The organism is Blautia coccoides, assembly GCF_034355335.1.
In the GTDB taxonomy this organism is placed as follows: Bacteria; Bacillota; Clostridia; order Lachnospirales; family Lachnospiraceae; genus Blautia; species Blautia producta.
The window spans coordinates 778145-803621 of the sequence record NZ_CP136422.1 but is presented as its reverse complement, the minus strand read 5'-3'; the positions used below and the strand labels follow the sequence as shown (position 1 = coordinate 803621).

Genomic DNA, 25477 nt, shown 5'->3' with positions numbered 1-25477 from the left:
TTATGAGCAGAAAAAAAGTTTTTCTTTCTATTTTTTTATTTATCCTTTTAATAACAGTGAGTATCATCCTCCCCACAATCTGGAGAATGGATAAAGATGGTCTTAAAAAGGACACGTCCCCTGAAAAAAGTTCCGAGTCCTTTCCGGAAAAACCTTCCCTGAAGGTAACCTTTCAGGATTTTGAAAAGTTTGACAGTTTTCTGGCATCAGTCCAGATTGACTCTCTGCAAGAACAATTTCCGGAGTATCTAAAGCAGGCAGGTTATGAAGGAAACCTAACTGTAACATTTATGCCAGAGGAAACCTATTATCCGGACAAAAATACAACCTGTTTTTATTTTCAATTAACGAAAGAGGATATCCTCACTGTTTATTATAGCGCACCAAGTGGCGCTTTTTCTTTTGGCAAGGAACAGGTGACTGTTCAAACAGATACGATTACCTATGCCAAACCCACAGATGACGCCCTTCCGAAAGTTACCACCGAAGACATTGAGAGTCGTAAGGAAGGCGGATATGCTGATGTTCCATTCCAGGCGGGAACAGAAACCAAAGCTAACGAGGAGGTACTCCCATGAATAATCCAGAAGAACACCAGGTTATTTTGTTTCCCCGTAATTTCATTGAACGCGGAACGATCTTTGGCGGAACTTTCAAAATAAGAAATTTCCTTGAAGCACTGGTTCTGGCTCTTGGTATCGGTATCCCCATTTGCTCTTTTGTTCCTGCTGGACTGTCAGCCAAAATTATACTTTTATGTATGACTGCACTGCCAGCTTCCATGTTAGCCCTCATTGGCGTTGCCGGAGAAAGCCTGACTGCCTTTTTCATCAACGCCCTGCGCTTTTTGTGTAACCGGAGAATCCTTTTCCGTTCCGATATGCTCCCCCCGGATAAAAACCATAAATGGCGTCCCCGGAATAAGGAACATAAGGCACGGGGAAAAAAGCATCAGCCTAAGGAACCACAGAAGGAGAAAACCGCTCAAGGGATTGACCCTGATAGGCTTCCTGAGAAACAGATTAAAAAAAAAGAGCGCAGACAATTTGATACTTCCACAAAACAGGGAATCCGCCTGCAGGCAAAAGAGGATATACGATTTCTAAAATATGAAAAAAAATGGGAAAAAGCTCAGGCAAAGAAGGAAAAGCAAAAATACCGGCAAGCCCAAAAGAAAGCGAGGTGCAAAGAAAAGGAAGCATTAAAAACTGCCCGTCTTAAAAATCCGCCTTCCCAAAATACCCCTCCGGTATCCAAGCCATGCAAAAAGAAACGCCGGATGGTTTTAGAAGATTATCTGCCAATTGAGAAAATTTCAAATGGGATCGTATACACCACAGATCACCGATATATTAAAATTCTGGAAGTTGAGCCTATCAATTTTCTCCTGCGCAGTGCCAGGGAACAACAAGGAATCATTTATAGCTTCATCTCCTATCTGAAAATCAGCCCTGTTAAGCTGCAGATTAAGATGATATCTAAAAAGGCGGATATCAACAAGCATCTGGAACAGTCAGCACTGGAGCTTTCCCGTGAGACTGACCCCCATTGCCGTATTCTACAAGAAGACTATATCCGCTTTGTGAAAAAACTGAGTTCCAAGGAAGCGGTATCCCGAAGGTTCTTTTTAATTTTTGAATATGAACCTTTTAATGCCAACCGGAAAGTAGAAGAAAAAGAGATTCTAACTGCTTTAGAAACGGCTGCCCAGACAGCAAAGACCTTTCTTTATCAGTGTGGTAATGAGGTGAATACTCATGATAATGAAGATGAATTTACAACCGAGGTTCTGTACACACTCCTGAACCGCACCATCTGTGCAGAAAAGCCGTTACCTAAGCGTATTAATGAAGTCCTCAGCCAGTATGCAGCACAGAACCGGATAGAGGAAGTGAACCACATCCGGATGAATGAATTTATTGCCCCAGAAAGTGTAGATTTCAAGCATCCTAATTATGTAATCATTAATGGCATATATTACGCATATCTGCTGGTTCCTTCTAACGGCTATAAAAACAAGGCAGTCCCTGGCTGGTTGTCACTGCTGATCAACGCCGGCGAAGGCATAGATATTGATTTTTACCTGCATAAACAGGCCAAGGATAAAATACAGCAGCAACTGGGACAGCAAATCCGGATTAACCGCTCGAAAATCAAGGATGCTTCCGACACAAACTCAGATTTTGATGATTTGGATTCCGCTATACGAGCAGGATATTTTTTAAAACAGGGATTAGCAAACAACGAAGACTTTTATTACATTAATATCCTAATCACCATTACTGCTTCCCATCTGGAGGAACTGCAGTGGCGCATTCAGGAAATGAAAAAACTACTGCTCTCCCAGGATATGGACCTGCAATCCTGCTACTTTTTACAGGAACGTGGCTTTTTATCCACTTTACCTCTGGCAAATCTGGACAAAAAACTGTTTGAACTTTCCAAAAGAAATGTCCTGACTTCAGCTGCTGCCAGCTGCTACCCTTTTGTCAGCTATTCTGTCTGTGATGACAATGGAATTCTATTCGGTGTCAACAAACACAACAATTCGCTGGTGATTGCAGACATCTTTGACAGCAAGCAATACAAGAACAGTAATATCTGTATCTTGGGGTGCTCTGGAGCTGGCAAGACGTTTACCATGCAGACCATGGCACTACGTATGCGCAGAAAAGGGATACAGGTTTTCATTATTGCGCCGTTAAAGGGGCATGAGTTCTACAGGGCATGCCAAAATGTAGGCGGTGAATTTATCCAGATATCCCCCGCCTCCCGCAACTGTATCAATATCATGGAAATCCGGAAAGTGGACAACTCCGTGAATGAGCTGTTGGACGGACCAACCATGGATGCTTCAGCTTTGGCTGCAAAAATCCAAAAGCTCCATATTTTCTTCTCTTTGCTCATACCTGATATGAGCCATGAAGAGAAGCAGCTATTAGATGAAGCACTGATAAAGACTTATGCTCAAAAAGGCATATCACATAAAAACGAAACCCTGTTAGACCCCGACAATCCGGAGCAATACAAAGAAATGCCAATTCTGGAGGATGTATATAACATTCTGATAAAAAGTGAAGACACGAAACGCCTTGCCCATATTTTGAACCGACTGGTTCATGGCTCTGCATCTTCTTTTAACCAGCAAACCAATGTGGATCTGACCAATAAATACACGATATTAGATATTTCCGAATTAACCGGATCCAGTGATCTGCTTACAGTCGGAATGTTTGTGGCTCTTGATTATGTTTGGGATAAAGCGAAGGAAAACCGGACTGCAGAGAAAGCGATTTTTGTAGATGAAGTCTGGCAGCTAATTGGCACCTCCAGCAACCGGCTTGCCGCAGAGTTTGTTTTGGAAATTGCTAAAATCATAAGAGCCTACTCCGGAGCAGGTATCTTTGCAACACAGGACTTGAATGACTTTTTTGCTCTGGATGACGGCAAGTACGGAAAGGGTATTATCAACAACTGCAAAACAAAAATTGTACTCAATATGGAAGACGAAGAGGCGCAACGTGTACAATCCATCCTGCATCTGTCAGAAACTGAAGTAATGAACATTACCCATTTCCAAAGAGGAAATGGACTCATATCAACTAATAACAACAATATTACCGTTGAGTTTAAAGCTTCCACCCTAGAAAAAGAGTTGATTACGACAGACCGCCAGGAGCTTCTTAAAATTATTGAACGACAAAAACAATATGCAAGTTAACAGGACAGCACCTTTCGCTGTCTTTTATTTTTTCAAACTTTAGGAGGATGTTTATGATTAATGAAACAAAAAGATATAATACAAGGATAATCGCATATCTCATGGCTATCCTTTTAGCCTTGTCACCGTTTGCCAGCATTCCGGTTCAGGCAGCCGATGGAACCTTGACTTTTAATTCAGGTCCTACCATCCCTTATGGGGATTACTTTACCACACATATGAGCTTTGATGGAGATAACACAGCTTATTGCTTAGAGCCAATGAAAAGCACACCTGCTCCCGGAGAATACGAATACGATTATCTTCCTAAAAATTCTATAGTGCGCCAGGCACTATATTATTTGCCTGGCGGATATGGTTATGACGCTAATATCAAAAAGCAACACTTGGATGACTGGAGCACCGATAACGCCTATGTGATTGGTCATTTGGTCGTTGCGTATTTATATGCTGGCAAAGATGCAAACAGCGGCGCCTTCTATGGCGCACCACAGAGCTTCATCGATAAGGCAATCGCTGTCACCAGCGCTATCGAATCACTGCCAGCGCCCCCGAAATCTTTTAAAGCTTTTATTGTAATAGGCTATGGCAGCCAAACGATAGCGGGAAGCTGGTACGAACGCCCCAATGGATTTCTGGAAATACGCAAGTCTTCTTCCAATGATGCCGTTTCCAAAGATAATGAAAATTACAGCTTAAAGGGAGCCAAATATGGTATCTACAAAAAAGATAAGCTTGTGGAAACTTTAGTAACTGATGAAAAAGGTTATGCAAAATCCGGAGAACTTGAAGAAGGAAATTACACTTTAAAAGAGCTGGAATCTCCCGTTGGCTTCGCCATTGACACTCGGGAATATAAAGTGTCCGTTACCGCAGAAGAAACTCAGACCGTGAAAGTCCCAGAAAATCCGACCAATAACCCAGTTGACTTACTTTTACAAAAACTGGACGCAGAAACTGGCACAAATCTCCCCCAAGGGACTGGTACTCTAAAAGATGCAGAATTTACATTCAAGTTTTATGAAGAATTATCTGATACAGATCCTGCACTCAGCGGAAAAAAACCAAAACGTACCTGGGTTTTAAAAACAGATGCCAAAGGAGAAATCCATTTTACGAAGGAATATCTGGTTTCTGGTGACGAGTTCTACTACGATAATGATGGAAAAGCCGCCTGCTTCCCTATTGGTACTGTTACTGCCCAGGAGACTAAAGCCCCCAGCGGATATAAAATCAATGATACTGTATTCGTCCAAAAGATTGTTGGCGATGGAAAGAAAGAAACCATCTCTGTATACAACGTGATAATTGCTGAAGAACAACTCCTCCGGGGCGGTGTTAAGATACAAAAAAGAGATTGGGAAACAAAAAAAGCGGAGGCTCAGGGTGGGACATCCCTGGAACATGCGGAATTTACTATAACCACGCTAAACAATAATCCGGTTCTAGTGAATGGGAAGTCCTATGCACCCAACCAGGTAGTGATGACCCTCAAAGCTAATGCCGCAGGAATTGCCTCTACGAAAAAAGATGCTCTCCCCTTTGGGCATTACCGTATTGATGAGATAGCACCGCCTGAAGGATACTTAAATACCGGAAAAATATCCATTGAGTTTGATATTGTGGAAGACGGTAAAATCGTGGAACTGACTTCTGAGGACAATTCCATCCTCAATCAGGTCATACGGGGTGATTTGGAATTTGTCAAAGTGTCCGACGGAGACTTAAACCGCCTGGCCAATGTTCCATTTTCCATCACATCAAAAACAACCGGTGAAAGCCATACACTGGTAACGGACAAAAATGGCTATGCCAGCACATCCGCAGAGTGGAATAAACATACAGCAAACACCAATCGGGGCGAGACTTCAGAAGACGGAATCTGGTTTGGCAGCTCTGCGCCGGATGATTCCAAAGGCGCCCTTATTTATGATACCTATATCATAGAAGAACAGAAATGCAAGGTAAATGAGGGTATGAACCTCCTAAAGTTCGAGGCAACTGTCTATAAGGACAAGGTTACCGTTGACTTAGGGACTCTGACGGATGACCAGATTACCATCGCTACCACTGCAGTGGATGACGAAAGCGGTTCTCACATGGCAAAACCAGAAAAATCCATTACGTTAGTGGATACTGTAGAATTTGAAGGGCTAAAAAAAGGGCAGGAATATAAATTGGTAGGTACGCTCATGGATAAGGAAACAGGAAAACCAATCCAAATTGATGGAAAACCAGTGACCGCAGAAACTACCTTTCAAGCAAAAAAATCTACTGGCTCTGTAAAAGTAAAATTCACTTTCGATGCCACATCCTTAAAAGGCAAGACAGTGGTTGTATTTGAGGAGCTATATCAGGAAGATTTAAAACTTGCAGTCCATGCGGATATTACTGACGAGGATCAGACCGTCTACTTTCCAGAAGTGAGTACCTCTGCCAAAGATGCAGATACTGACAGCAATCTTTCCTGCGCAGATGAGGAAGTAACCCTGATAGACACCATGACTTACAAAAATTTAGTTCCTGGAGAGACATTTCATGTAACCGGAACTTTAATGGATAAGGAAACTGGGAAACCGGTAGAAGCAGATGGAAAGCCGATAACCTCCACATTGGAATTCACGCCCAAAAAGTCTTCTGGATCCGTAGACATCCCATTCACCTTTATCGGTTCCAAACTGCGTGGGAAAACTGTTGTTGTATTTGAATCTGTCACTTACAAGGACAAGGAAGTCGCAGCCCATGCAGATTTTGAGGATATCGGGCAGACCATTCTTTTCCCGGAGCTTGCAACTACTGCCTCAGATAAAGAGACCGACAGCCATCACGCTGCTGCAGATAAAGAAGTAACACTTGTAGACATGGTCGAATACAAAAATCTGATTGCTGATGGCAGAACCTATCATCTGTCAGGTGTTTTGATGGATAAAGAAACTAAAAAAGTTTTGGAAGTGAATGGCAAACAGGTTACTGCCGAAGCAGAGTTTATCCCCGAAGAACCATCCGGCAGCATAGAGCTGACCTTTACCTTTGACGGTAGTGAACTAAAAGGTAAAACAATCGTAGCTTTTGAGACTCTCACTGTAAATAAGAAAGAGGTCGCTGTCCATGCAGATATCACGGATGAATCTCAGACCATCTACTTCCCGGAAATCAGGACTTCTGCTAAGGATAGAGAAGATGGTGATCAAGAAGTGGCGACAAACACAAAAGTTACTATTGTGGATACTGTGAGTTATAAAAATCTTATAAGTGACGGCAAACATACTTACCGCATAAAAGGTATCCTGATGGATAAAAAAACCGGGAAGGCATTACTGATCGACAATAAGCAGGTGACGTCTGAGACAGAGTTCATCCCCAAAAAGCCGGACGGCAATGTAGAATTGAGCTTTACATTCGACTCCAGGACACTTGCAGGACACGAAGTTGTCGTCTTTGAACAGCTTCTCTACGTTCATGGGAAAACGGAAGTCTTAATTGCCACTCATGAGGATATAAACGATAAGGGACAAACCGTAAAAGTTACTGAACTCCCCAAAGAGCCACCACCAGAACCCCCATCAGAAAATACAACAAAATCAAGCCCAGTAAAAACGGGTGACGAAACTCCTTTTATTTTCTACCTGATACTGGCTTTTGCTTCCCTTGCTCTCATCTCAGCTGGTGGTTATCTGTTTTATAAGAAACGCAGAAACAAATCATAACGTAAAATTTTTCTATGCGGTCCGGATCTGTATCCGGACCGTTTTTGAGGTGAAATATCATGCAGGATTCTCATATAAAAGTAGACGCCAAACACACATATCGCTTTTTATCCCTCTGTGAGGGGAATTGGCATGCCTGTATTTATGTGAACTGTCAATGCTGTTCCTATGCGCATCCCTGTGAAGCTGCAGATTTTCTTTTTCTTCCGGACGCTGAAGGAAGACCTTGCATTTTTCCCATGAGCGCCGCACATTTTCTCTTTGCACGTGTCCCGGAAGCAGATGAATGTCTTCTCCATATTACATTGAGGGATTTTTTGTTAATGTACAAAAATTTATTCGAACCTATCAAAAAAGGAGAAAGCTGCTGCCCAATAAAGCAACTGTTGAAGCAGGAAATAGACGCATGTTACGACTGGTAAGTTGCGCATTTCCGCATTAAGGCGTAATGAATACTATGAGGAGGTGTCAACTATGTTCATTAAAATAATTTTGATAATCGATTGGATACTAAAAAATTTCATATTTCTGCCTATGGCATTTATTCTGGCATGCAACTTTTTCCCCGGCGGTTAAATCCCCGTAAACACCGACTGATTTACCGCTTTTGTATAGCTTTGGTTATTTTATTTATGACTCGTTACTTCCTGGATAAGTTCATTTTTACAGGAATTAATTACAGCCGTTTTTCAGACAGCATACTGTTTCCATTGATTAAGGCTATTTTTTATCCTGAATACTAAAATTTACATTTTAAAGGATTTGGTACTTATCCTGCATTGGTTTTACGCCTCAATCTCTGTGCAGCCGCTGTCTTACTATTTAAAATGTAAGTAGAAAATACGTAAACCAATACGTACAGCAGATATTAAGAAAGAGGTGACGAATATTGAAAAGCAAATCCATCCGCTGTCCCTACTGTGGCAGTGCAGCTATATTAAAAGATTCTTCCTATGTTTACGGTCCTGGGGCAAGGCAGGGTAAGGTTTATGTCTGTTCCAGGTATCCCACATGTGATGCCCATGTAGGCGTAAAACCCGGCACAATACGCCCAAATGGAACTTTAGCTAATAAAAGCCTGCGTCAAAAACGTATACAGGCACACCAGGTTTTCGATCAGATTTGGTTAAATGGTATTTTTTCCCGTAACCAAGCTTATTCCTGGGCATCCGATAAACTGGGGATACCTATGGAGGAGATGCACATCGGTAACTTTGACATATACCGTTGTAACCAGCTCATTCAGGAATCGAAAAAAGTATTAAAGAATAACCGCAAACTGCTCCACGCTGCAATAGGATGAAAGGTGGTGTGGCAAATGAAAACAGAGTATGTGCCTACAACTTGGCAAGCTCTTGTCGAAAAGAATCTGCACTTGGTAACTAAAGTCATACGTGGATTGTCTATAAGCAATTCATCTATGCCAGAGATGAATGCGGATGAACTTTATCAAGTAGGGTGCCTAGCACTATGTAAAGCAGCGATGCGTTTTGACGATGGGCGTCCATTTGAACCATATGCAAAAACAGTCATACGCAATGCTTTACTGGATCAATATCGTTTGGCAATGCGCTATCACCAACGAACCTGTTCCTTGTCCGAAACCTTGACAGATACAGACGAAATCTCATTTGAAACTTTACTGCGTTCAGGCACAGGAAACCCGGAATCTGAAATATGCGAAGCAGAGACAGATGCCTATTTGATGATGCTGGAAAAGCAGAATACTGGAATCATGAGTAAAGGAATTGCCACTTTATTGTTGACCGCAAAAGGATATAACAGTACAGATATTGCACAGCATTTCGGTGTACCTGCTAATCACATACGTGCATGGAAGAGTAAAGCTGCCGCCAAGCTGCGTTGTGACAAACAACTTTACGCCCTGTTAAATTGAATAAGTGAGGAGAGAACGATATGTTGACATTATACACAACCGTAGGATATTTAAAAATGACAAAAACTGCAGAAGGTATTCCTACACCAGCCATTATAAATAATGGGCAGGAATACCGGCTGTCCGAACATGAGCTTACCATTTGGAGCTGTCTCGCCTTCCAGATTCTGCATGCACATGAGCTGGAACAACTATATGCTAAGTATAGGTCAGGTATGAAACATCCGGATGCACAGACATTTGCAGGCAGTTTGAATCGACTGCTTCTCCGCGGATTAATTGTTAAAGGAACGGGGCTAACCGGTATTGATGCATTGTATCAGCTTCTCGGAGAATTATATATCCACCCTGTAAAGGATAGCTGCATAATCCGCCTGTTCACAAGTCTAAAATTATCCTTTACAGGCAAACTGCCGCTCACCGCCCTTCCTCGATGCTTTCACAAGAGAGCGATTCCTCCACTTGAAAAAATGGTTCTCAAATTGTCAGCACGAGTACCACTATCAACTGCAGAACTGCTCTCCTGCTTTGATAACAAGATTCATAAACCGGGAAAACTTTTAGATGCATTGGATGAGCTTTATAATAATGAAAGTGTCACTTACCGGACGTTGGCTGAAGATGCCCAAATTCACCATTTGCAGCTGCCAGTATTACAAGCAATTGGAAATCTATATTTAAACCGACAAATTCTATTCCAGCACAAATAACAAACTATATCACACTTGAACCAGAAAGGAGTTTTCATGTCAGGATTATTATTGTCAAAGCTGATTGTCCAATGGGCAATCGGGGTTTTTTGCATCATATTGGGAGGAGCCTTTGGGCTGCATTTTCATGATAAGCTTTTATTATATATGAGTGTAATCATAGGAATCTGCTGCTTTCTCCGATGTTTTCTCCTTTACCGCCTCATCCGCACCAATTCTTATCAAACCTTGGAGGGTCTCTGTATAAAAAGAAATTATTCCTTACTAAAAAAAACTCAACAAGTCACCTTCAAGGATAAAAATGAATGTGAACACCAATTTATGTTAGATAAGCGTGTAAAATTACTCATAGGACATCGTTACCGCTTATATTTTCGCTTGCCCTCACATACCTCATCTAATACAGAGGACATCTCACAATCGCTTCAAAACTATTTGGGGATTGAGGAACTTTCCTCCACGATCCCTGTGAAGTAAACTATATTTTCTGGCGCTGCTGCTTTTGCTTTGCAGCAGCGCCATTCTCAAATCATAAAGCTTTTAAGTCTTTTATCTATATTCCTTTGATTAACACATATACTACTATAAAATACTGGTCAAAGGTAAGGTACTGGCATGGCACATAATACCATTTTGCATTCTGATATGAATAATTTCTATGCTTCCGTAGAATGTCTGTATAACCCTGCCCTTCGTGGAAAACCCATGGCAGTAGTCGGCGATGCAGAAGCGAGACATGGGATTATTCTCGCCAAGAATTATGAGGCGAAGCATTATAATATCAAAACAGGGGATCCTTTGTGGATGGCCAGGCAGAAATGTCCGGACATTATTTTTACAGAAGCCCACTATGACCGTTATATACGCTATTCGCAAATGGCACATGAAATCTATGAAGATTACACGGACAAAATTGAATCCTTCGGATTAGATGAATGTTGGTTAGATGTTTCCGAAAGCTATAGATTATTTGGCAGCGGCGAACAGATAGCAAATACAATTCGAGAGCGCATCAAACAGGAACTAAATCTGACTGTAAGCATAGGCGTATCTTACAATAAAGTTTTTGCTAAACTCGGAAGTGATTTAAAAAAGCCAGATGCTACTACGATAATAGGAGATGATTTTCGCCAAAAAATCTGGCATCTGCCTGCCAATTTGCTCCTATATGTAGGACACGCAACTTACAAAAAACTCTTAAACTATGGCATCAGCACCATCGGTGACCTCGCAAAATGTAACCCAGCTTTTCTGGAACAGATTTTAGGCAAAAATGGATTAATGATTTGGGCATTCGCTAATGGAATGGATTCGTCTCCTGTAAGCAAGGCAGGTACCCGCCGTGTGATTAAGACCATAGGTAATAGTACCACAGCCCCCCGTGATCTGATTACAGATGATGATGTCAAGATTATTTTATATATCTTGTCCGAAAGCGTTGCTGAACGTATGCGTCAGGAACGATTTTACTGTCGGGGCGTCCAAATACAAATACGTGATAATTCACTCTTATCCTTTGAACGTCAGGGGCGTCTGCCTCTTCCTAGCTGTACAGCACACGATATTTTTACAAAAGCTTATTCCCTGTTTCAAAAAAACAAACCAGCGAAACCCATACGAAGCTTAGGTGTCCGTGCTATTAATTTAATCACCCAGGAATACTGCCAGCTATCCTTCTTAGATGAAGCAGTCAAACGTCAAAAACAGGAAGATTTAGAACGTACTATTGATATTATCCGAAACCGATTCGGTCATTTCTCTATTCAGCGTGGAATCATGCTCCTGGACCCATTACTTGCCAATTTGGATCCGGTGGCAGAGCATATTATCTACCCTGAATCTTTCCTGAAGGCAAAATAGATAGTATAGATCCTAATTTTTCCGTCCATAATATGTAATATTATTTGACATTCTTTATATAAATATTGTATTATGGAGGTGAAAGGAGTGGATGCTATCATGTTGGAAAATTATTTGAAGGAAACCTATGGCTACAATGAACCTATTTTTGTTAATGAATTGAAATTCGATAAAATGACAGACAATGCCCTGCGCCAATATATTACTCGTCTAGTAAAGAATGGACAGCTTGTACGCTACGATACAGGTATCTACTATTTTCCGAAAAAATCCAGAATACTGAAAAAAAGTTATTTGGACCCCCAGAAAGTAATTTCCCGAAAATACATCCAAAACAGTTTAGACACCTTTGGTTATTTTACTGGGGCAATTTTTGCGAATCAGCTTGGTCTTACAACGCAGATGCCTGCCACTATTGAGATTGTTACCAATAAGGAATCTACAAATGGCCGCACAGTCACCATTGGTAATCTGACCGTTCGGATCAAACGTCCAGCAATAACTGTAACTCCGCAAAATGCTGCAGTATTACAATTTTTGGATGCTGTGAACCAAGCGGAAAAATATTCCGAGTTGTCTCAGAAAGAAACCATCCAGATTTTGATAAATTATGTCCGTGGAAGCGGCTTTACACAAGAGGATTTATCCTCTGTTGTACCAGCGATGACTGGCTATACTGCCAAAAAACTTATAGAATGGAGGATTATCTATGCTTTTACATGAGGATAAAGAAACTTTTGAAGAACTAATCGGCGGAGCTTCAGATGTTTTTCACATACCAGCTTATATCATAGAAAAAGATTATTATGTTACGCTGGTCTTGCGTGAACTCTCCAACCGTATTCCTGATATGGTATTCAAAGGAGGCACCTCACTTTCCAAGTGTTATCAACTAATCGACCGATTTTCTGAAGACATCGATCTTTCCTATACTGCTTCATCCGGTGTCCCTGGTGAGAGCAGGAAACGCCGTTTAAAGAAGGGGGTTATAGAATCCATAGAGGCTCTTGGCTTTTGTATATCCAATCTTGAGGAGACACGAAGCCGGCGTAATTATAATTGCTACAAAGCAGCCTATTCCAGCCAGTTCGGTATCCAGACAGTTTTAAAACCGGAGCTGGTAATCGAAACCTATGTTGCCCTGCTCCCCTTTCCCACCTGTCAGCGCCCAGTTGACAGCTATTTACATAAATTTCTTGATAATGAAGGTCTTCATAACGTAGCTGAAGAATACCAGCTGTTACCCTTTCCCATTATCACCCAAGAAATTGAACGCACACTGATCGATAAAATATTTGCTATTTGTGATTACTATTTGGATGGTCAAATTTCAAGACATTCCCGGCATTTATATGATATACACAAGATTTTACAGACCGTTTCTCTAGCAGATTCTTTTCCAGCGTTGGTAAAGGAGGTACGGCAGCTGCGGGAACCTCTTCCAAACTGCCCCTCTGCCAAAGAAGGGATAGAAATCCTGAAGTTATTAACTGAAATATTGGAAAGAGAAATTTATAAAGAGGATTATGAAACCATTACAAAAGGACTTTTGTTTCAACCTGTCTCTTATGATGAGGTATGCACCAGCCTGAAAGATTTTATCAACAAATCATACTTTTAACTATATATTGTGTTTTTTATTTGACTATATCAATATCTTGTGTTATTATGTACCTGTATATAAGATTTGTGTTATCCCCAATGCGGGAGTCCGGACCATTCATCCGGGACACACGAAGTTTAAGTTTGGAAATTAGTGTCATTATGTTAGCCGTATTATGCGGTTTCATAATGGCACTTTTTTTATTTCACAATTTTTTATAGCCCAAAGCGGCAGAAAGGAGAAATGTATGTCATCAATCATTCACATCATGGGGAGACCAACAAAGGACCCCGTCATGCAGCAAGCTCAAAACGGAGGAAGTGAATATGTTTTGTTAGATGTTGCTGTTACCCAGAGGAACCAAAAGGGAGAGAATGAAACCATTTTTTACAATTGTTATTTCAACAAGTTTCAGGGACAGCGTCTTCTGAATGCAAAGGTCAAAAGCGGAACCTGCTTATGGATTTATGGCCCACTGGAATTACAGTCTTTTATCTACCAAAAAGGTCAAAAACAAGGTCAGGCAGGCATAAATGCCAAAATTTCTGTATCTGACTGGCAGTTTGTAATTGCAAATCGTACAGAAAATAATCCGGCAGCACCCAATGCCAATCCCCCTGCTGGCAATTATAATGCAGGTGGTATGCCCGCATCAAATCCAGGGATGGCTCCGCCTAACAACGGTTCTACTCCTCAGCAAGGCACCGCACCTAATTACAGCGCTCCTCCACAGCAAAACTCCGCCTATCAGAATTATCAGACACAGGCGGCACCGGCAAATCCTGGGTACACAGGTTATTATAACGGGGAACCACCCCAGCCTCCTGTTGCCCCGGCTCAAGGTAATTTTAATAATGTATCAGAAAATTACCCCACTGGAGCGCAACAGCTTCCATTCAAATAATCAATTACTAATAAAATCAAAGTCGAGGAATTGCTAAAGACACTTTCAGCAGTTCCTCTTTTTTTCTTAAAGAAAGGATTCCATTATGAAAAGAAAAAAAAGTCAGGAAATGATATTTTTGCGGCTGGTTATCTTACTGTTATTTTTATTAGCCATCTTTATACCAGCTCCCCAAAACCGCTATTGGATGCTATGCCTGATTATCGTGGGTGTATTAGGAACGATTGTGCTGTTCTTCCCCCGCTTAATGCCATTTAAAAGACTAAAGAAAAAAATCAGGCTAAAAAAGCCTAAGCGTTCCACAATTACTGCAGATGAACAGATGGAAACATTTCTCCTATGCCAAATAAGCCATCGGATTACCGGGAAACTGAAGTCCGCTTATCCAGAAGCTACCTGGGATTGGGAGCAAACACCCTCTGTTCATGATTTCGTTGAAGGAACTCTTTTACGTATTGTGACAAAAGGCACGAATAATTTCAACCATGCCGAACTGTACGTAGATCAATATGGACAGCTCCATATGCAGATGATGATGATCGAGACCCTGGGAAAACAAACAATGGCAGATACAGAAAATTCGATTGATCCCCAGTCTTGGTATGACTTAATTGGAAAGCCACTTTTAGACAAAGTTATTCAGGACGTATACCCCAAAGGCTATCAGAAGCTATATATCAGTAGCCAAGGAGAACTTTATATTACTAAAGGTGACCAAAAAGACGTAAAAGATATTTTTGAATATTTCCCTCCGAAACCATACTGGACCATACTCGCTTCTATTTTGAACGAGGACGAATTAAATGCCACGGCAACAGACTTTGGACTGGAAATCAACTGGTGACAATAAAGGAGGATTGAGTTATGTCTGCATCTAAATTAATTTCCAATTGGACTTTCAATAAAAGAAAACTTCCGGAACCCTTCCAGGATTATTCTGATTCACCAAGATTCACGAATCTTGCCTCAAAATATTGTTCGCAACTTAAAAAGCAATGCACTCTGCACGCTTCCATGCTGCGGGCTGTCCTGGCTTTTATGGATATTGAGGCTCCGCTGAACGGTACAGAACCTGAAGGCGCTATCGGAAGCCAAAGTAACAATTATACAGTCGCAGAGTATCCAAGCCGTATGGGCGAACTGCACGCAGTTGTTTATAACCGTCTCACCGGGAAGTTTATTGCCGGAAGATATGATAAGCCTGTAGATCAAAGTAACTCCCCAAATAAATATATTTTGAAGGAGGATGGAAACAGTGGTGCTGCTTTATTCTTTGCGCTACTCCCCACTGCTTTAGAGGATGAAGAGTGTAATGAGTATTACCAGAAACTAAAGGTGCACCGTCTCAATGGGTACGTAGACCTGCGTGCTGCTGCTGAAGTCGCTGCTATATTTTGTGATAACCTTTACCGCAGGCTCCGATACGGAGATTCTCTGACAAGCGGCATTGCTTTGCGGGCTGAAATTAGCGGCTCTGGTGCCATATCCCCTTTGAAAACAATGAATGTGGAAAATGGAACTTATGCCCCAACCAATGTTATCTCAGGGCGGTTTCAGGTTTTCACTCCGAAAACTCATATAAAACCTCAATATATTATCAAGCCTGAAGATTTTATTGCCAAATATCCGCTTACCGAAACACGGATTCTTAGCCCCTCTGAAGAGTCAATGGTGCCGTCTATTGCAGACTGGTACATCATCCCAGAAGAAATAAAATTAATTTGCGAACACGCTAAAGCAACAACATTGAGCCAACAGCCCATGCGTAATTTTTTATTACGTGGTCCTTCCGGTACTGGAAAGACAGAAGGTGCCAAAGCAATAGCTGCAGGACTTCACCTGCCCTATTGCTGCTTTACCTGTTCAGCAAACACGGAGATATTGGATCTGCTTGGACAGATTCTTCCGGACTTGGGGGATGAAAATTGTTCAAAGGTGGATTTCAGATACCATCCAACCGTCCAGGAACTCTTACTGGATCCGGTCACCGTTTATGAGAGATTAACCGGTGTCTACGATGAAACAGCGACAGAGGATAAAATCCTACAGATGCTCTGGGAAATCTATATGAATCATATAGGCGATCCTGTAGCAGCACTCTCCTACTCGCCCAGTTTCCGTTATGTTGATACACCTCTTGTAGAAGCAATACGTAATGGCTGGGTAGTTGAGGTCCAGGAACCGACAGTTATTGCAAATCCCGGAGTATTGGTTGGACTCAACTCGCTTCTGGATCGTTGTAACTGTGTGACACTGCCAAACGGTGAAATCATCACAAGGCATCCGGACACAATTATTGTTGTTACCACAAATATTGAATATGCCGGATGTAAAGGAATAAACCAATCTGTGATTTCAAGAATGAACCTGATTATGGATATAGATGAGCCAGATGAGGATACGTTGGTAGCCAGGGTTCTGGGAATCACCGGTTGTACTGACAAATCAGCTGTTGTGACGATGGCCAGGATTGTAAAATCCATATCGGAATACTGCAGACAGAACCTGATTACAGACGGCTGCTGCGGAGTACGGGAATTAATCTCATGGGTACAGTCTTATATGATATGCAAGGACATTGAGGCAGCGGCAAATATTACTGTTCTCTCCTCTGTTTCTGCTGATGTAGACAGCCGAGAAGAGATTCGTCAGAATTGTATAGATACCTTTCTAGCGGCTTAAAGGAGGCATACGATGCAAAAAATCACAGAAATAACCACTCAGGATTTTTTCATGAGAAATCTCCGATATCTCCGAAAATCCATGTCAAACCGAATGTCCCAAAAATCTTTAGCAAGAATTTTGAATCTTCCACCGTACAGTATTAGAAACTATGAGCTTGGGCGGACATTCCCCAATGCTCATGCTGCTTATGTCATTGCAGCGTACTTCCATTGCACAGTCGAAGACCTGTTAACAAAAGATTTAGAAAGAAAAAGGAGGGATAATTTTTGAGAAGTAATTACCGACTGCTCCAAAAGCAAATACGTGAACTTGAGGACAGTATATCAGATGAGGACTTATTTACGTCCTCCCTCTATCAGTCACATCAAACATCACTTGCGGAAGCAGCTACCAAACGTTATAAGTGGGGATTGTCTGTCTTAATTGCCTGGGATGAAAAAAGTGCAGACATTGGGCATACGGACAACAATTCAATTTTTATCAATGCTGCAAACATGATTACCCAAAGCTTTCCATCACGGTTTCTGCGTGACCAAAGCCTAACAGGGCTTAATGGGCATGAAATTGGACATCTTCTATACACTGATTTTGTATCCAGAAACATGTATTTGAATTCTTTGCAAAATGGAACTTTTTATCCAGATGCCCCCACCATAACCGAGCTGCAGTATCAGAAAAACCTGGCAGCAATCACAGAGGCAATGGAAGAAAAGCAAAAGGCCGTTTGTTTAACACTCACGCAATGCGCAGCGTACATCCACAATATATTAGAAGATATATATGTGGAGAACCGGATGTGCACAGACTTCCCCGGCAGCTTTAAACGGGGAATCCAGCTAAACAATTTAAGGATGTGTGAGCAGGTGCCGCCTATTGAAAAGCAACAGGACGATGGATACAAGGATTTTTCTGTCCTTTGTAATCTGTTGCTTCAATACTGCAGGGCCGGTACGGTCAACAACATAACGGATTACACCGGACCTTACCTGGAGGATTTGGAAGCCTGTACGACTCACGTTGACTTCTCTGTTTATGAAGATGACATAAAAGAGCGATTAAGGGCAACCAATCATATCCTGGTCATTTTGTGGAAGTATATCGAACCTCTTGTTGAGGAAATGGAAGACGCTCTAAAGCATCAGGACGAAAATTCTGCCAGCGGTAGTCTGGCGAATACGCTTGAAAGCCAGATACAAAATGGTCTGCCGCTGCCTGAGACATGCTGCAATAATGCTCATGAAAACACCGGTGGCAAAGCTCTGTCTCCAGTAAAAATACGACAGGATAAAGAAGAAATCAAGGAAGTGCTACAAGAAGAAACTGAAAGAATCCAGCTTGCCAAGACTACTTCTATTGTAGATGGCAAAAACCCTGGCATTACCTATAACCAACAGTACGCCGGCAGTGGATATAAAAAGGCTGCAGATGACCTTTTTTCCATTCTGCATAAAGTTGCTGAAAAAAAAGCCATCGTACAAAGCGAACAAAAACTCTCCGACGAATTACAGGCTGAAGCTGATAAGCTGCACTATGGAAATGCCCATAAGGGTATCCATCTGACTATAAACAGAATCACTGATGTACCAGACTATATGATAACTGGTTACCAGCACATAGCACCAGAGCTTCTGCGGATATCTAAACGTCTCCAAAAAACGGTGGCACCTATCCTGCGTTCTGAAGCTGAAGGCGGCAAGCAAAAATACCTGCTTATGGGAAAACGGTTGGATATGAGGGCTTATCACCGAATCGACGGCGCTCTGTTCAGCAGAACCCATCTGCCCACTGACCGGATGAAACTGGCAGTCGCCTTTCTGGCTGACGAAAGTGGTTCCATGGCAGGATACAACCGAATTACCCATACCTGTAAAACCGCTATCGTTCTTGAGGATTTCTGTAAAAACCTCGGTGTTCCCATTACAATTTATGGGCACAGCACAAATGAGCGTGGTGTCGCACTCTATTCCTATGCTGAATTTGATTCCTTAGATAATCAGGATTGCTTCCGCATCATGGACATGAGCGCAAGAAATGGCAACCGAGATGGAGCTGCTCTTAGATTTGTGGCAGAACGGTTACTGACACAGCCTGCAGAGCAAAAACTGCTTATTATCTCCTCTGACGGTCAGCCTGCTGATGCAGGCTACAGCGGAACGGAAGCTGAAGCAGACCTTAGAGCCATCAAGCAGGAATACGCCAGGAAGAGGATCACTATTTTTGCTGCAGCTATAGGTAATGACAAAGATAATATCAAACGGATTTATGGTGATCATTTTTTGGATATTACAAATTTAGAAGACCTTCCAAAGAACATGGTACAACTTGTAAAACAATATCTTATTTGAGAAAGAAGGGATACGTGAATGACTCAGAATTACCAAGAAAGGTATACCGACCAGATTTGTAAACTCCAAACCGGCAAAAACCTTATTGCTTTTTATGACCGCCTGCGTTATGCATCTGATACACATTACGCTCAGCTGCATGCTGCAGGTGAGTATACAGAAAATAACCGGAAGGTACATTCATTAATTTCAGTGAGTATCCAAGATTACTCCAATGGTACAGGCGCCCAAAATATCATTACCCAGTATAATCTGGCACCAGAACAAATCCAGTTTCTGTTAACCAGAATAACAGCGGGTTTTCTGGAATATTTCTGGACAGACACAAAAATTTTTGGCATACCTGATGAACAGGGGCTAAGTATTGCAAGAAAATTCACCATTGCCAGAAGACCTTTTGATGCAAATAACCGCCCGATGAATAATCCCTGGAGTATCCAAATTGTGAACGGGAAAGGTGTACGTGTTACAAATTCGACCGGCGGTGCTTACCTGCAGGCTAATTCTTTTGTTCCTGAAAAAACGGCTTCTATTATGCTGACAGACATGGGACTTTTCTCCCTCCTGAAGCGTGTGGATTCTTATATTAATGAATGGGAACATATTATTGCACAGAATCTGATTTCGCCTGGAAAGCAGCGGCTGGCAACACAAATACAAAACGAGCAGTCTGCACTTAATCAAAATGCTGCGTAAAAAATAAATGTGTACGAAAGGAGCAGGGTCCCCTGCTTCTTTTTGTATCAGAAAGAAGGATAAAAATGAAAGCTGCAATCGTAAGGCATGTGGATTCCCATGGGCGAATTGTTATTCCCTCGGAAATCCGAAGCACAATGAATATTAATCCGGGAGACCCACTGGGGATAGAAATAGATGGGCAAAACATCCAGTTCTATAAATATTCCCCTTTTGAACCAAATGATAAAGAAATTAAGGCTTTCCTCAATATTCTTTTCGAGGTTGTTCCCTGCGGAGCGTTGGTATGTACAGACAGCATGATCCTTGGCGTAAAAGGTATTTGTATTTCCACTCGCTGCCCAATTCCGGAATTGCTGGCAGAACATGTGAGAAAAGGAGAAGAAATCATCCTCACTGAAGACTCCTATATAAATATATTTCCACAGATCAAAGAACCAATGGCCGCTTTATTCCCAATTAAGGGATCCGATTCAGGATTATCAAATTTAGCCCTGGTTCTCTTTCCTCGCAAGAGAAAAGTGCTGACTGCTATGGAATTAGGAAGCGCTAAATTAGTGGCTGCTACTTTAAGCCATCGTTTAATTTAAAATCTGAAGAATAAGGAGAAAACATATGATACATTTAAGTGCACTAACAATGGAACAAAAGGAATATGCAGCTGAGCATCACAATCTGGTTTACAGATTTTTGCGATTAAACCGCTTAGATGAATCTGAGTTTTATGATGTTGTGATTTTTGGCTACCTGAAAGCCGTGCGGGAATACCTGGAAAAACCAGAATTGTCACGTTTCAAATTTTCTACAATCGCATGGCGTAAAATGAAAGACTGTGTGATTCAAGAGTACATTTATCAGAATCGTTCAAAACGAAGAGCAAATATGGCTGAGTATCATGAGGATCTTGAATCAAACTCGTTGGACACTTTTCTTCCGGACAGAATGTCTATGATTGCAGAGACAATGGATAATCAAACACTCCTTGTCAACCTGCTTGCTCTTTTATCACCAAAGGAGAAAACTATCGTACATTTAAAAGCACAGGGCTACACATACAGGGAAATCGCAAAATTATGTAGTATGACTCCCTATGTAGTAAACCACTGTTTTTATAATATGCGTAAAAGGCTCCGGGAAATTGCACTGATATAAAAGAGGAGGTATATATGGATAATCAGGCTGTCCAAAAGGCTATACAGCTTTTACAGCAGGAATTCGGTTCAGATTGGCAATCCATTGTACAAACAATCGGAACTGCAGATCTACGAAAACGTGTTGGAAAAGATTTGACTTCATTTATGGCGTTTCCTACACGCGGTGAAGGAGGCGACAACCACTGGCGAGGCAACTGTTCCCCAGAGGTTATTGCTTCCGTCTTAAACTATGTTCTGGAAAATAAACGCTATTATGGAAAAGACATTAATTCCTTCACGCTACTGGATCCCATGAGCGGGTCAGGCACATCCAAAGCTGTTGCAGACCGCTATCATGTAAGATCACTTTTATATGATCTGAATCCTGCTCCTGCGGCAGGTCGGGGAAACTGGAACGCACTGAAACATGAGGTGGATGACTCTGCAGATCTGATTTTCTTTCATCCACCATACCATGACATTGTCAAATACAGCGGAAATATGTGGGGAAAGCCTCATCCAGACGACTTATCCCGATGTGAAAACTATGAGGACTTCCTGGAAAAGCTAAATTCTTGTATCCGGAAATTATTCCTTGCGCTTAGGAAAGACGGACGCCTTGCAATATTAGTTGGTGATATACGGTCCAAAGGAAATTTTTACAGTATCCAGCATGACATCATGCGGATGGGCAGTTTTGAGTCCTTTATAGTAAAGGGGCAGTTTAACTGCGTTTCTGATAACCGGACATATAGAAAACCTTTCATACCTATCGTGACGGAGTATATGCTGATATACCACAAACAAGATGCCCTTGCGATTCCCTTCAGTTGGAAGGTGGATAACCAATTTTCTGTAAGCAATGTGGATATCGAGTCTTTGACCTGGCATCATTTAATCCGGATGACTATGGAAAATGTGGGCGGCACCGCCAGTCTTACTGATTTGTATCAGTTACTTAGAAATCACCCAAAGTCACTGAGAAATGCGCATTTCCAAGAACGGATCCGAGCAACTTTATACGAACACCCAGAGGAGTATATTTTAGTATCCCGTGGCTGTTACTGTTTAAACTATGTGGTTGCTTAAAAGGAGCTTATAATGAAGAGAACAAATGAATCCTTAATTGCTTTCTCAAACCGTGTATTTGGTTTACATGTTTCAGAAGAACTGGCAGCTATGCGTGATGCATTCTGCCCCTCAAAGCATTATTATCACTGCAGTAACACTTGTCCCATCTACAACACTTATTTGATTACAGGGCTCTCCTGTAATCAAGCACTGGATCGGTATCCAGATGTATGTGTACAACTTATTGAGAAAGGAGTCATGAAATGAATAACCAAAAATTTATATCAATTACGAGCAAAAAAAAGAAACATCGTATTATAACGGGTACATTATCCCTGCCTTTAAAGTTAGGTGACCGGGCATGGATTTGCTATGGTAATCAGATTGTCACTACTTCTCCTGTCCAATGCATCTGGGCGGTTTCAGCAGACGGCATTCTGTTTGAAACATATAACACTACTTACCAATTAAACTTTATTAAGGCAAATACTGAGGTGATGTGCGCTTGACATCAAATATTTATGAATTAGGGAGCAGTTTGCAAAAACTGCTCTCTACTCTGAAGAAAAATCGTGAATATGTAGGGACTGCCATCCTGAAGACGCAGTATAAGAACGCTTATGAAGAGCTGCTGCTGAAAATCAGCCAAACGGCTACTGCATTTGCAAAGGACGTAGTGCTAAAAGGAATTATCCTCAATCCTGATATTTCCCTGGAGAAACAGGTTTCTGCCATAAACCAAGCGATAGCCGATTCCGGGCTGTTGAAAGAAATGGGGAAGAGCCTCTCCAGAACTTATGACGTGGAAACTATCCATCATCTGGCACTAGAGTTACGCCGCCTGGTGGAACTGGCACTCTGGCCATACATTAATCTACAGACCTGTCTAGTTGTTGATCTATTTGATTTAGATAAAGACCCAGTCATCTATAATACGCTGACGCAGCGAATATATGAAAATGACACCTGGACGGATTCCCCTATAGATTTACAAGGAAAACTGCTCATTTACTCAAAATCAACATTGGTTGGAAAAGAAAATGATAGTATATCATATGAGCAATAGGAAGCCAATAGAAATTGCTTTGAAACACACTGAGGTGCAAAAAGCACACGGGATTTGCAAACAGAATAAATTTGAAACGGATTTTGCAAACCGCTACCATATCCGTTATACAGATGGAATCAGACTACAGATTCTCTGATTTCATTTATGACCCAAAACCGCTAATGACCTTGGACCGTCCATTTGGGCGGTCTTTTATATTGTAAAAGATTAACTAATACGATATAATTTTTATATCATAAAATAAGACTAACTATTAAAGAAAGTCAATAAATAGTTTCAAAAACAGAGATGTTTTGAGTATAGTGGCGATGACTTATTCATCGCAATCAGTACCTTGAAAATTGCATGACAAATAGAGCATCGAGTATGATGCTCTGACAAGAAGATATGATGTTGGAAGAATTAGATTGCTTTTTGGTATTGCTGTCCAGTGCGTTCGAGATGATAAATTAGCCGAACTAGTTTCTTGGTCGCGTGAGACATTGCAACATAGTAATGCTTGCCTTCAGCTCGTTTCTTGGCAAGATAAGCCTTGTAGGTTGGATCCCATAGACAAACATATGCGGTTGCATTAAACAGAGCATATCTAAGGTATCTAGAACCACGTTTTTCCATTCTGGCATAACAGTTATCTAACTGGCCGGATTGATAGGTAGAAGGCGACATTCCTGCATAAGCAAGGATCTTATCTGGAGAGTCGAATTGGCTAAAGTCACCTATTTCAGCAATAATCATGGCACCCATTCGATAGCTGATTCCAGGAATGCTAAGGATTGGAGAATTGATTTCATCCATGATGACTTTAATCTCGTTTTCAATCTCTTCGATTTCAGAATCTAGCTCTCTAATGAGCTTAATGGTGTGCTTTAATTCAAGCGATTTAGCTGGCATATTTGAACCGATAGAGGTTCTTGCAGCCTCTCTAAAAGCGATAGAGGTTTCTTTTGTGTAGTGGCCTTTAGATGCGGTTTCAAGAAGATTTGAAAGTCTTGTGAGATGTGCATTAGCTACCTGTTTTGCACCAGGAAATTCGTAGAGTAACTCATAAACAGAATTCTGATGAAGTGTTGGAACAAGCTTTTCTAACTCAGGGAAAAGGATACATACAAGACGGGATATAGATGTTTTAAGCTTCGCGCGTTCTTTAACTTTATCAAAACGATAGCGAGTAAGTGACTTAAGCTCTTCGTTGTGATACGATGTGTCTGAGTAGGACTTTAAGTTCACGTCAGACATTAGCATAGAAGCAATTGTATGGGCATCAACTTTATCCGTTTTCGTCTGTCTAAGGCTTAGACTTTTTCTGTACAGATTAGTATGTAACGGGTTGATAACAAAGGTGGCCAGACCTTTATCAAGCAGATATCCGAGAAGATTGTAACTATAGTGTCCAGTGGCTTCTAGGCCTACTTTTACTTTAGAAGCATCTTCCATAACGGATTCTATTTTCTGATAAAGCTCGTCGAACCCATCGAGATTGTTTTTGATGGTAAAAGCCTTGAAAAGGACTTCGCCATCAGAGTTTGTGATAAAGCAATCATGCTTATCTTTTGCGACATCAATTCCTACGTAAATCATATAGGACCTCCTGATATAAAGTATTGATACTGTCTTAAGATCCACAGGGCTCCTTGCAATCGTAACCTACTTCTTGATAAACCGTCATGCGGTAACTAACTGATTAACAAATAAACAAAGAGACTGTGGTTGGAGCCTTTTTTAAACCATCAAGTGGTAGGAGGTGATAACCAATCCACAGTATCTTAAAATAGCATAGTCAAACCTGTAGAAAAGGTAAAGAAAGACTATGACTTTATATAATAGTAGGAGTTGATAATATGTCTGAAAACATTGGTTACGCTGCATATGACCTGACCAGGAATGAAGAAATCCGGATCCACTCGCCAAAAGAATATGTTGAAGGTGAGATTGTTGAACTCAAAGCAGGGAACTATATCCATGAGTGTAAAATATTGAAAAGATTACCTGAAGAATCAGATAAATAGTTCCCTTATGGAACAGATTTTCTGCATCCCCGCATGTGCTATATATGGCATTTTCCGTTTGACCAACACA

The 25477-nt window shown here is 41.3% G+C and carries 23 protein-coding genes; 22 read left to right on the top strand and 1 reads right to left on the bottom strand.

Going from position 1 to position 25477, the window contains the following annotated elements:
- Positions 1 to 2: 2 nt before the first annotated feature.
- The 21 genes from BLCOC_RS03550 (at position 3) to BLCOC_RS03455 (ending at position 23398) form a co-directional block, all read left to right on the top strand.
- Positions 3 to 578 carry a DUF5038 domain-containing protein gene (locus BLCOC_RS03550; RefSeq protein ID WP_115624430.1) on the top strand — a complete coding sequence of 192 codons (576 nt, stop codon included), beginning with the start codon at positions 3 to 5 and terminating at the stop codon, positions 576 to 578.
- Positions 575 to 3721 (top strand): TraG/VirB4 family ATPase, encoded by a 3147-nt coding sequence (locus tag BLCOC_RS03545; RefSeq protein WP_115624429.1) that lies wholly within the window; start codon positions 575 to 577, stop codon positions 3719 to 3721. Before BLCOC_RS03550 ends, BLCOC_RS03545 begins: the two co-directional genes overlap by 4 nt.
- A gap of 53 nt (positions 3722 to 3774) precedes the next feature.
- Positions 3775 to 7428 (top strand): VaFE repeat-containing surface-anchored protein, encoded by a 3654-nt coding sequence (locus tag BLCOC_RS03540; RefSeq protein WP_242999031.1) that lies wholly within the window; start codon positions 3775 to 3777, stop codon positions 7426 to 7428.
- 889 nt (positions 7429 to 8317) lie between these two features.
- Complete coding sequence (locus BLCOC_RS03535) at positions 8318 to 8731, top strand: zinc-finger-containing protein (protein ID WP_115624426.1); 414 nt, start codon at positions 8318 to 8320, stop codon at positions 8729 to 8731.
- A gap of 15 nt (positions 8732 to 8746) precedes the next feature.
- Entirely contained in the window at positions 8747 to 9325 is a 579-nt protein-coding gene (locus BLCOC_RS03530) for a sigma-70 family RNA polymerase sigma factor (RefSeq protein ID WP_115624425.1), read from the top strand.
- Positions 9326 to 9345: 20 nt separating this feature from the next.
- Positions 9346 to 10035 (top strand): cell division protein, encoded by a 690-nt coding sequence (locus BLCOC_RS03525; protein WP_115624424.1) that lies wholly within the window; start codon positions 9346 to 9348, stop codon positions 10033 to 10035.
- 615 nt (positions 10036 to 10650) lie between these two features.
- Positions 10651 to 11895: a DNA polymerase Y family protein gene (locus BLCOC_RS03520; protein ID WP_115624422.1), complete on the top strand. Its 1245-nt coding sequence runs from the start codon at positions 10651 to 10653 to the stop codon at positions 11893 to 11895.
- Positions 11896 to 11982: 87 nt separating this feature from the next.
- The gene (locus BLCOC_RS03515; protein ID WP_242999030.1) at positions 11983 to 12618 is read left to right on the top strand and encodes a DUF6088 family protein; all 636 of its coding nucleotides are present in this window, start codon (positions 11983 to 11985) and stop codon (positions 12616 to 12618) included.
- Complete coding sequence (locus BLCOC_RS03510) at positions 12605 to 13516, top strand: nucleotidyl transferase AbiEii/AbiGii toxin family protein (RefSeq protein WP_115624420.1); 912 nt, start codon at positions 12605 to 12607, stop codon at positions 13514 to 13516. Before BLCOC_RS03515 ends, BLCOC_RS03510 begins: the two co-directional genes overlap by 14 nt.
- A 229-nt stretch (positions 13517 to 13745) precedes the next feature.
- The gene (locus BLCOC_RS03505) at positions 13746 to 14402 is read left to right on the top strand and encodes a single-stranded DNA-binding protein (protein ID WP_115624419.1); all 657 of its coding nucleotides are present in this window, start codon (positions 13746 to 13748) and stop codon (positions 14400 to 14402) included.
- A gap of 85 nt (positions 14403 to 14487) precedes the next feature.
- Positions 14488 to 15246 carry a hypothetical protein gene (locus tag BLCOC_RS03500; protein WP_115624418.1) on the top strand — a complete coding sequence of 253 codons (759 nt, stop codon included), beginning with the start codon at positions 14488 to 14490 and terminating at the stop codon, positions 15244 to 15246.
- A gap of 20 nt (positions 15247 to 15266) precedes the next feature.
- Positions 15267 to 17084, top strand: coding sequence for a P-loop NTPase family protein (locus BLCOC_RS03495; protein ID WP_115624417.1), 1818 nt, complete (start codon positions 15267 to 15269; stop codon positions 17082 to 17084).
- Positions 17085 to 17096: 12 nt separating this feature from the next.
- Positions 17097 to 17357, top strand: a complete 261-nt coding sequence (locus BLCOC_RS27725; protein WP_115624416.1) for a helix-turn-helix transcriptional regulator — start codon at positions 17097 to 17099, stop codon at positions 17355 to 17357.
- Positions 17354 to 19432, top strand: coding sequence for a vWA domain-containing protein (locus BLCOC_RS03490; RefSeq protein WP_115624415.1), 2079 nt, complete (start codon positions 17354 to 17356; stop codon positions 19430 to 19432). The genes BLCOC_RS27725 and BLCOC_RS03490 overlap by 4 nt, the downstream gene beginning before the upstream one ends.
- A gap of 18 nt (positions 19433 to 19450) precedes the next feature.
- Positions 19451 to 20128 carry a hypothetical protein gene (locus tag BLCOC_RS03485; protein WP_115624414.1) on the top strand — a complete coding sequence of 226 codons (678 nt, stop codon included), beginning with the start codon at positions 19451 to 19453 and terminating at the stop codon, positions 20126 to 20128.
- 65 nt (positions 20129 to 20193) lie between these two features.
- Positions 20194 to 20718, top strand: a complete 525-nt coding sequence (locus tag BLCOC_RS03480; RefSeq protein WP_115624413.1) for an AbrB/MazE/SpoVT family DNA-binding domain-containing protein — start codon at positions 20194 to 20196, stop codon at positions 20716 to 20718.
- A gap of 25 nt (positions 20719 to 20743) precedes the next feature.
- On the top strand, positions 20744 to 21280 hold the full coding sequence (locus tag BLCOC_RS03475) for a helix-turn-helix transcriptional regulator (protein ID WP_115624412.1): 537 nt from the start codon (positions 20744 to 20746) through the stop codon (positions 21278 to 21280).
- 14 nt (positions 21281 to 21294) lie between these two features.
- Entirely contained in the window at positions 21295 to 22350 is a 1056-nt protein-coding gene (locus BLCOC_RS03470) for an SAM-dependent methyltransferase (RefSeq protein ID WP_115624411.1), read from the top strand.
- Between the two features lie 12 nt (positions 22351 to 22362).
- Positions 22363 to 22599, top strand: coding sequence for a hypothetical protein (locus BLCOC_RS03465; protein WP_115624410.1), 237 nt, complete (start codon positions 22363 to 22365; stop codon positions 22597 to 22599).
- Entirely contained in the window at positions 22596 to 22841 is a 246-nt protein-coding gene (locus tag BLCOC_RS03460) for a hypothetical protein (RefSeq protein ID WP_115624409.1), read from the top strand. Before BLCOC_RS03465 ends, BLCOC_RS03460 begins: the two co-directional genes overlap by 4 nt.
- On the top strand, positions 22838 to 23398 hold the full coding sequence (locus BLCOC_RS03455; RefSeq protein ID WP_115624408.1) for a hypothetical protein: 561 nt from the start codon (positions 22838 to 22840) through the stop codon (positions 23396 to 23398). Before BLCOC_RS03460 ends, BLCOC_RS03455 begins: the two co-directional genes overlap by 4 nt.
- Positions 23399 to 23803: 405 nt before the next feature.
- On the opposite strand, the gene BLCOC_RS03450 is transcribed toward BLCOC_RS03455, so the two are convergent.
- The gene (locus tag BLCOC_RS03450) at positions 23804 to 24979 is read right to left on the bottom strand and encodes an IS110 family RNA-guided transposase (RefSeq protein WP_115622538.1); all 1176 of its coding nucleotides are present in this window, start codon (positions 24977 to 24979) and stop codon (positions 23804 to 23806) included.
- 260 nt (positions 24980 to 25239) lie between these two features.
- On the opposite strand from BLCOC_RS03450, the gene BLCOC_RS03445 reads away from it, so the two are divergent.
- Positions 25240 to 25407 carry a hypothetical protein gene (locus BLCOC_RS03445; protein ID WP_165907344.1) on the top strand — a complete coding sequence of 56 codons (168 nt, stop codon included), beginning with the start codon at positions 25240 to 25242 and terminating at the stop codon, positions 25405 to 25407.
- Positions 25408 to 25477: the final 70 nt, after the last annotated feature.

Coding starts and splice junctions, on each gene's coding strand:
- BLCOC_RS03550 (WP_115624430.1), top strand. CDS start 3: ATGAGCAGAAAAAAAGTTTTTCTTTCTATTTTTTTATTTATCCTTTTA.
- BLCOC_RS03545 (WP_115624429.1), top strand. CDS start 575: ATGAATAATCCAGAAGAACACCAGGTTATTTTGTTTCCCCGTAATTTC.
- BLCOC_RS03540 (WP_242999031.1), top strand. CDS start 3,775: ATGATTAATGAAACAAAAAGATATAATACAAGGATAATCGCATATCTC.
- BLCOC_RS03530 (WP_115624425.1), top strand. CDS start 8,747: ATGAAAACAGAGTATGTGCCTACAACTTGGCAAGCTCTTGTCGAAAAG.
- BLCOC_RS03525 (WP_115624424.1), top strand. CDS start 9,346: ATGTTGACATTATACACAACCGTAGGATATTTAAAAATGACAAAAACT.
- BLCOC_RS03520 (WP_115624422.1), top strand. CDS start 10,651: ATGGCACATAATACCATTTTGCATTCTGATATGAATAATTTCTATGCT.
- BLCOC_RS03510 (WP_115624420.1), top strand. CDS start 12,605: ATGCTTTTACATGAGGATAAAGAAACTTTTGAAGAACTAATCGGCGGA.
- BLCOC_RS03505 (WP_115624419.1), top strand. CDS start 13,746: ATGTCATCAATCATTCACATCATGGGGAGACCAACAAAGGACCCCGTC.
- BLCOC_RS03500 (WP_115624418.1), top strand. CDS start 14,488: ATGAAAAGAAAAAAAAGTCAGGAAATGATATTTTTGCGGCTGGTTATC.
- BLCOC_RS03495 (WP_115624417.1), top strand. CDS start 15,267: ATGTCTGCATCTAAATTAATTTCCAATTGGACTTTCAATAAAAGAAAA.
- BLCOC_RS27725 (WP_115624416.1), top strand. CDS start 17,097: ATGCAAAAAATCACAGAAATAACCACTCAGGATTTTTTCATGAGAAAT.
- BLCOC_RS03485 (WP_115624414.1), top strand. CDS start 19,451: ATGACTCAGAATTACCAAGAAAGGTATACCGACCAGATTTGTAAACTC.
- BLCOC_RS03480 (WP_115624413.1), top strand. CDS start 20,194: ATGAAAGCTGCAATCGTAAGGCATGTGGATTCCCATGGGCGAATTGTT.
- BLCOC_RS03475 (WP_115624412.1), top strand. CDS start 20,744: ATGATACATTTAAGTGCACTAACAATGGAACAAAAGGAATATGCAGCT.
- BLCOC_RS03470 (WP_115624411.1), top strand. CDS start 21,295: ATGGATAATCAGGCTGTCCAAAAGGCTATACAGCTTTTACAGCAGGAA.
- BLCOC_RS03465 (WP_115624410.1), top strand. CDS start 22,363: ATGAAGAGAACAAATGAATCCTTAATTGCTTTCTCAAACCGTGTATTT.
- BLCOC_RS03460 (WP_115624409.1), top strand. CDS start 22,596: ATGAATAACCAAAAATTTATATCAATTACGAGCAAAAAAAAGAAACAT.
- BLCOC_RS03450 (WP_115622538.1), bottom strand. CDS start 24,979: ATGATTTACGTAGGAATTGATGTCGCAAAAGATAAGCATGATTGCTTT.
- BLCOC_RS03445 (WP_165907344.1), top strand. CDS start 25,240: ATGTCTGAAAACATTGGTTACGCTGCATATGACCTGACCAGGAATGAA.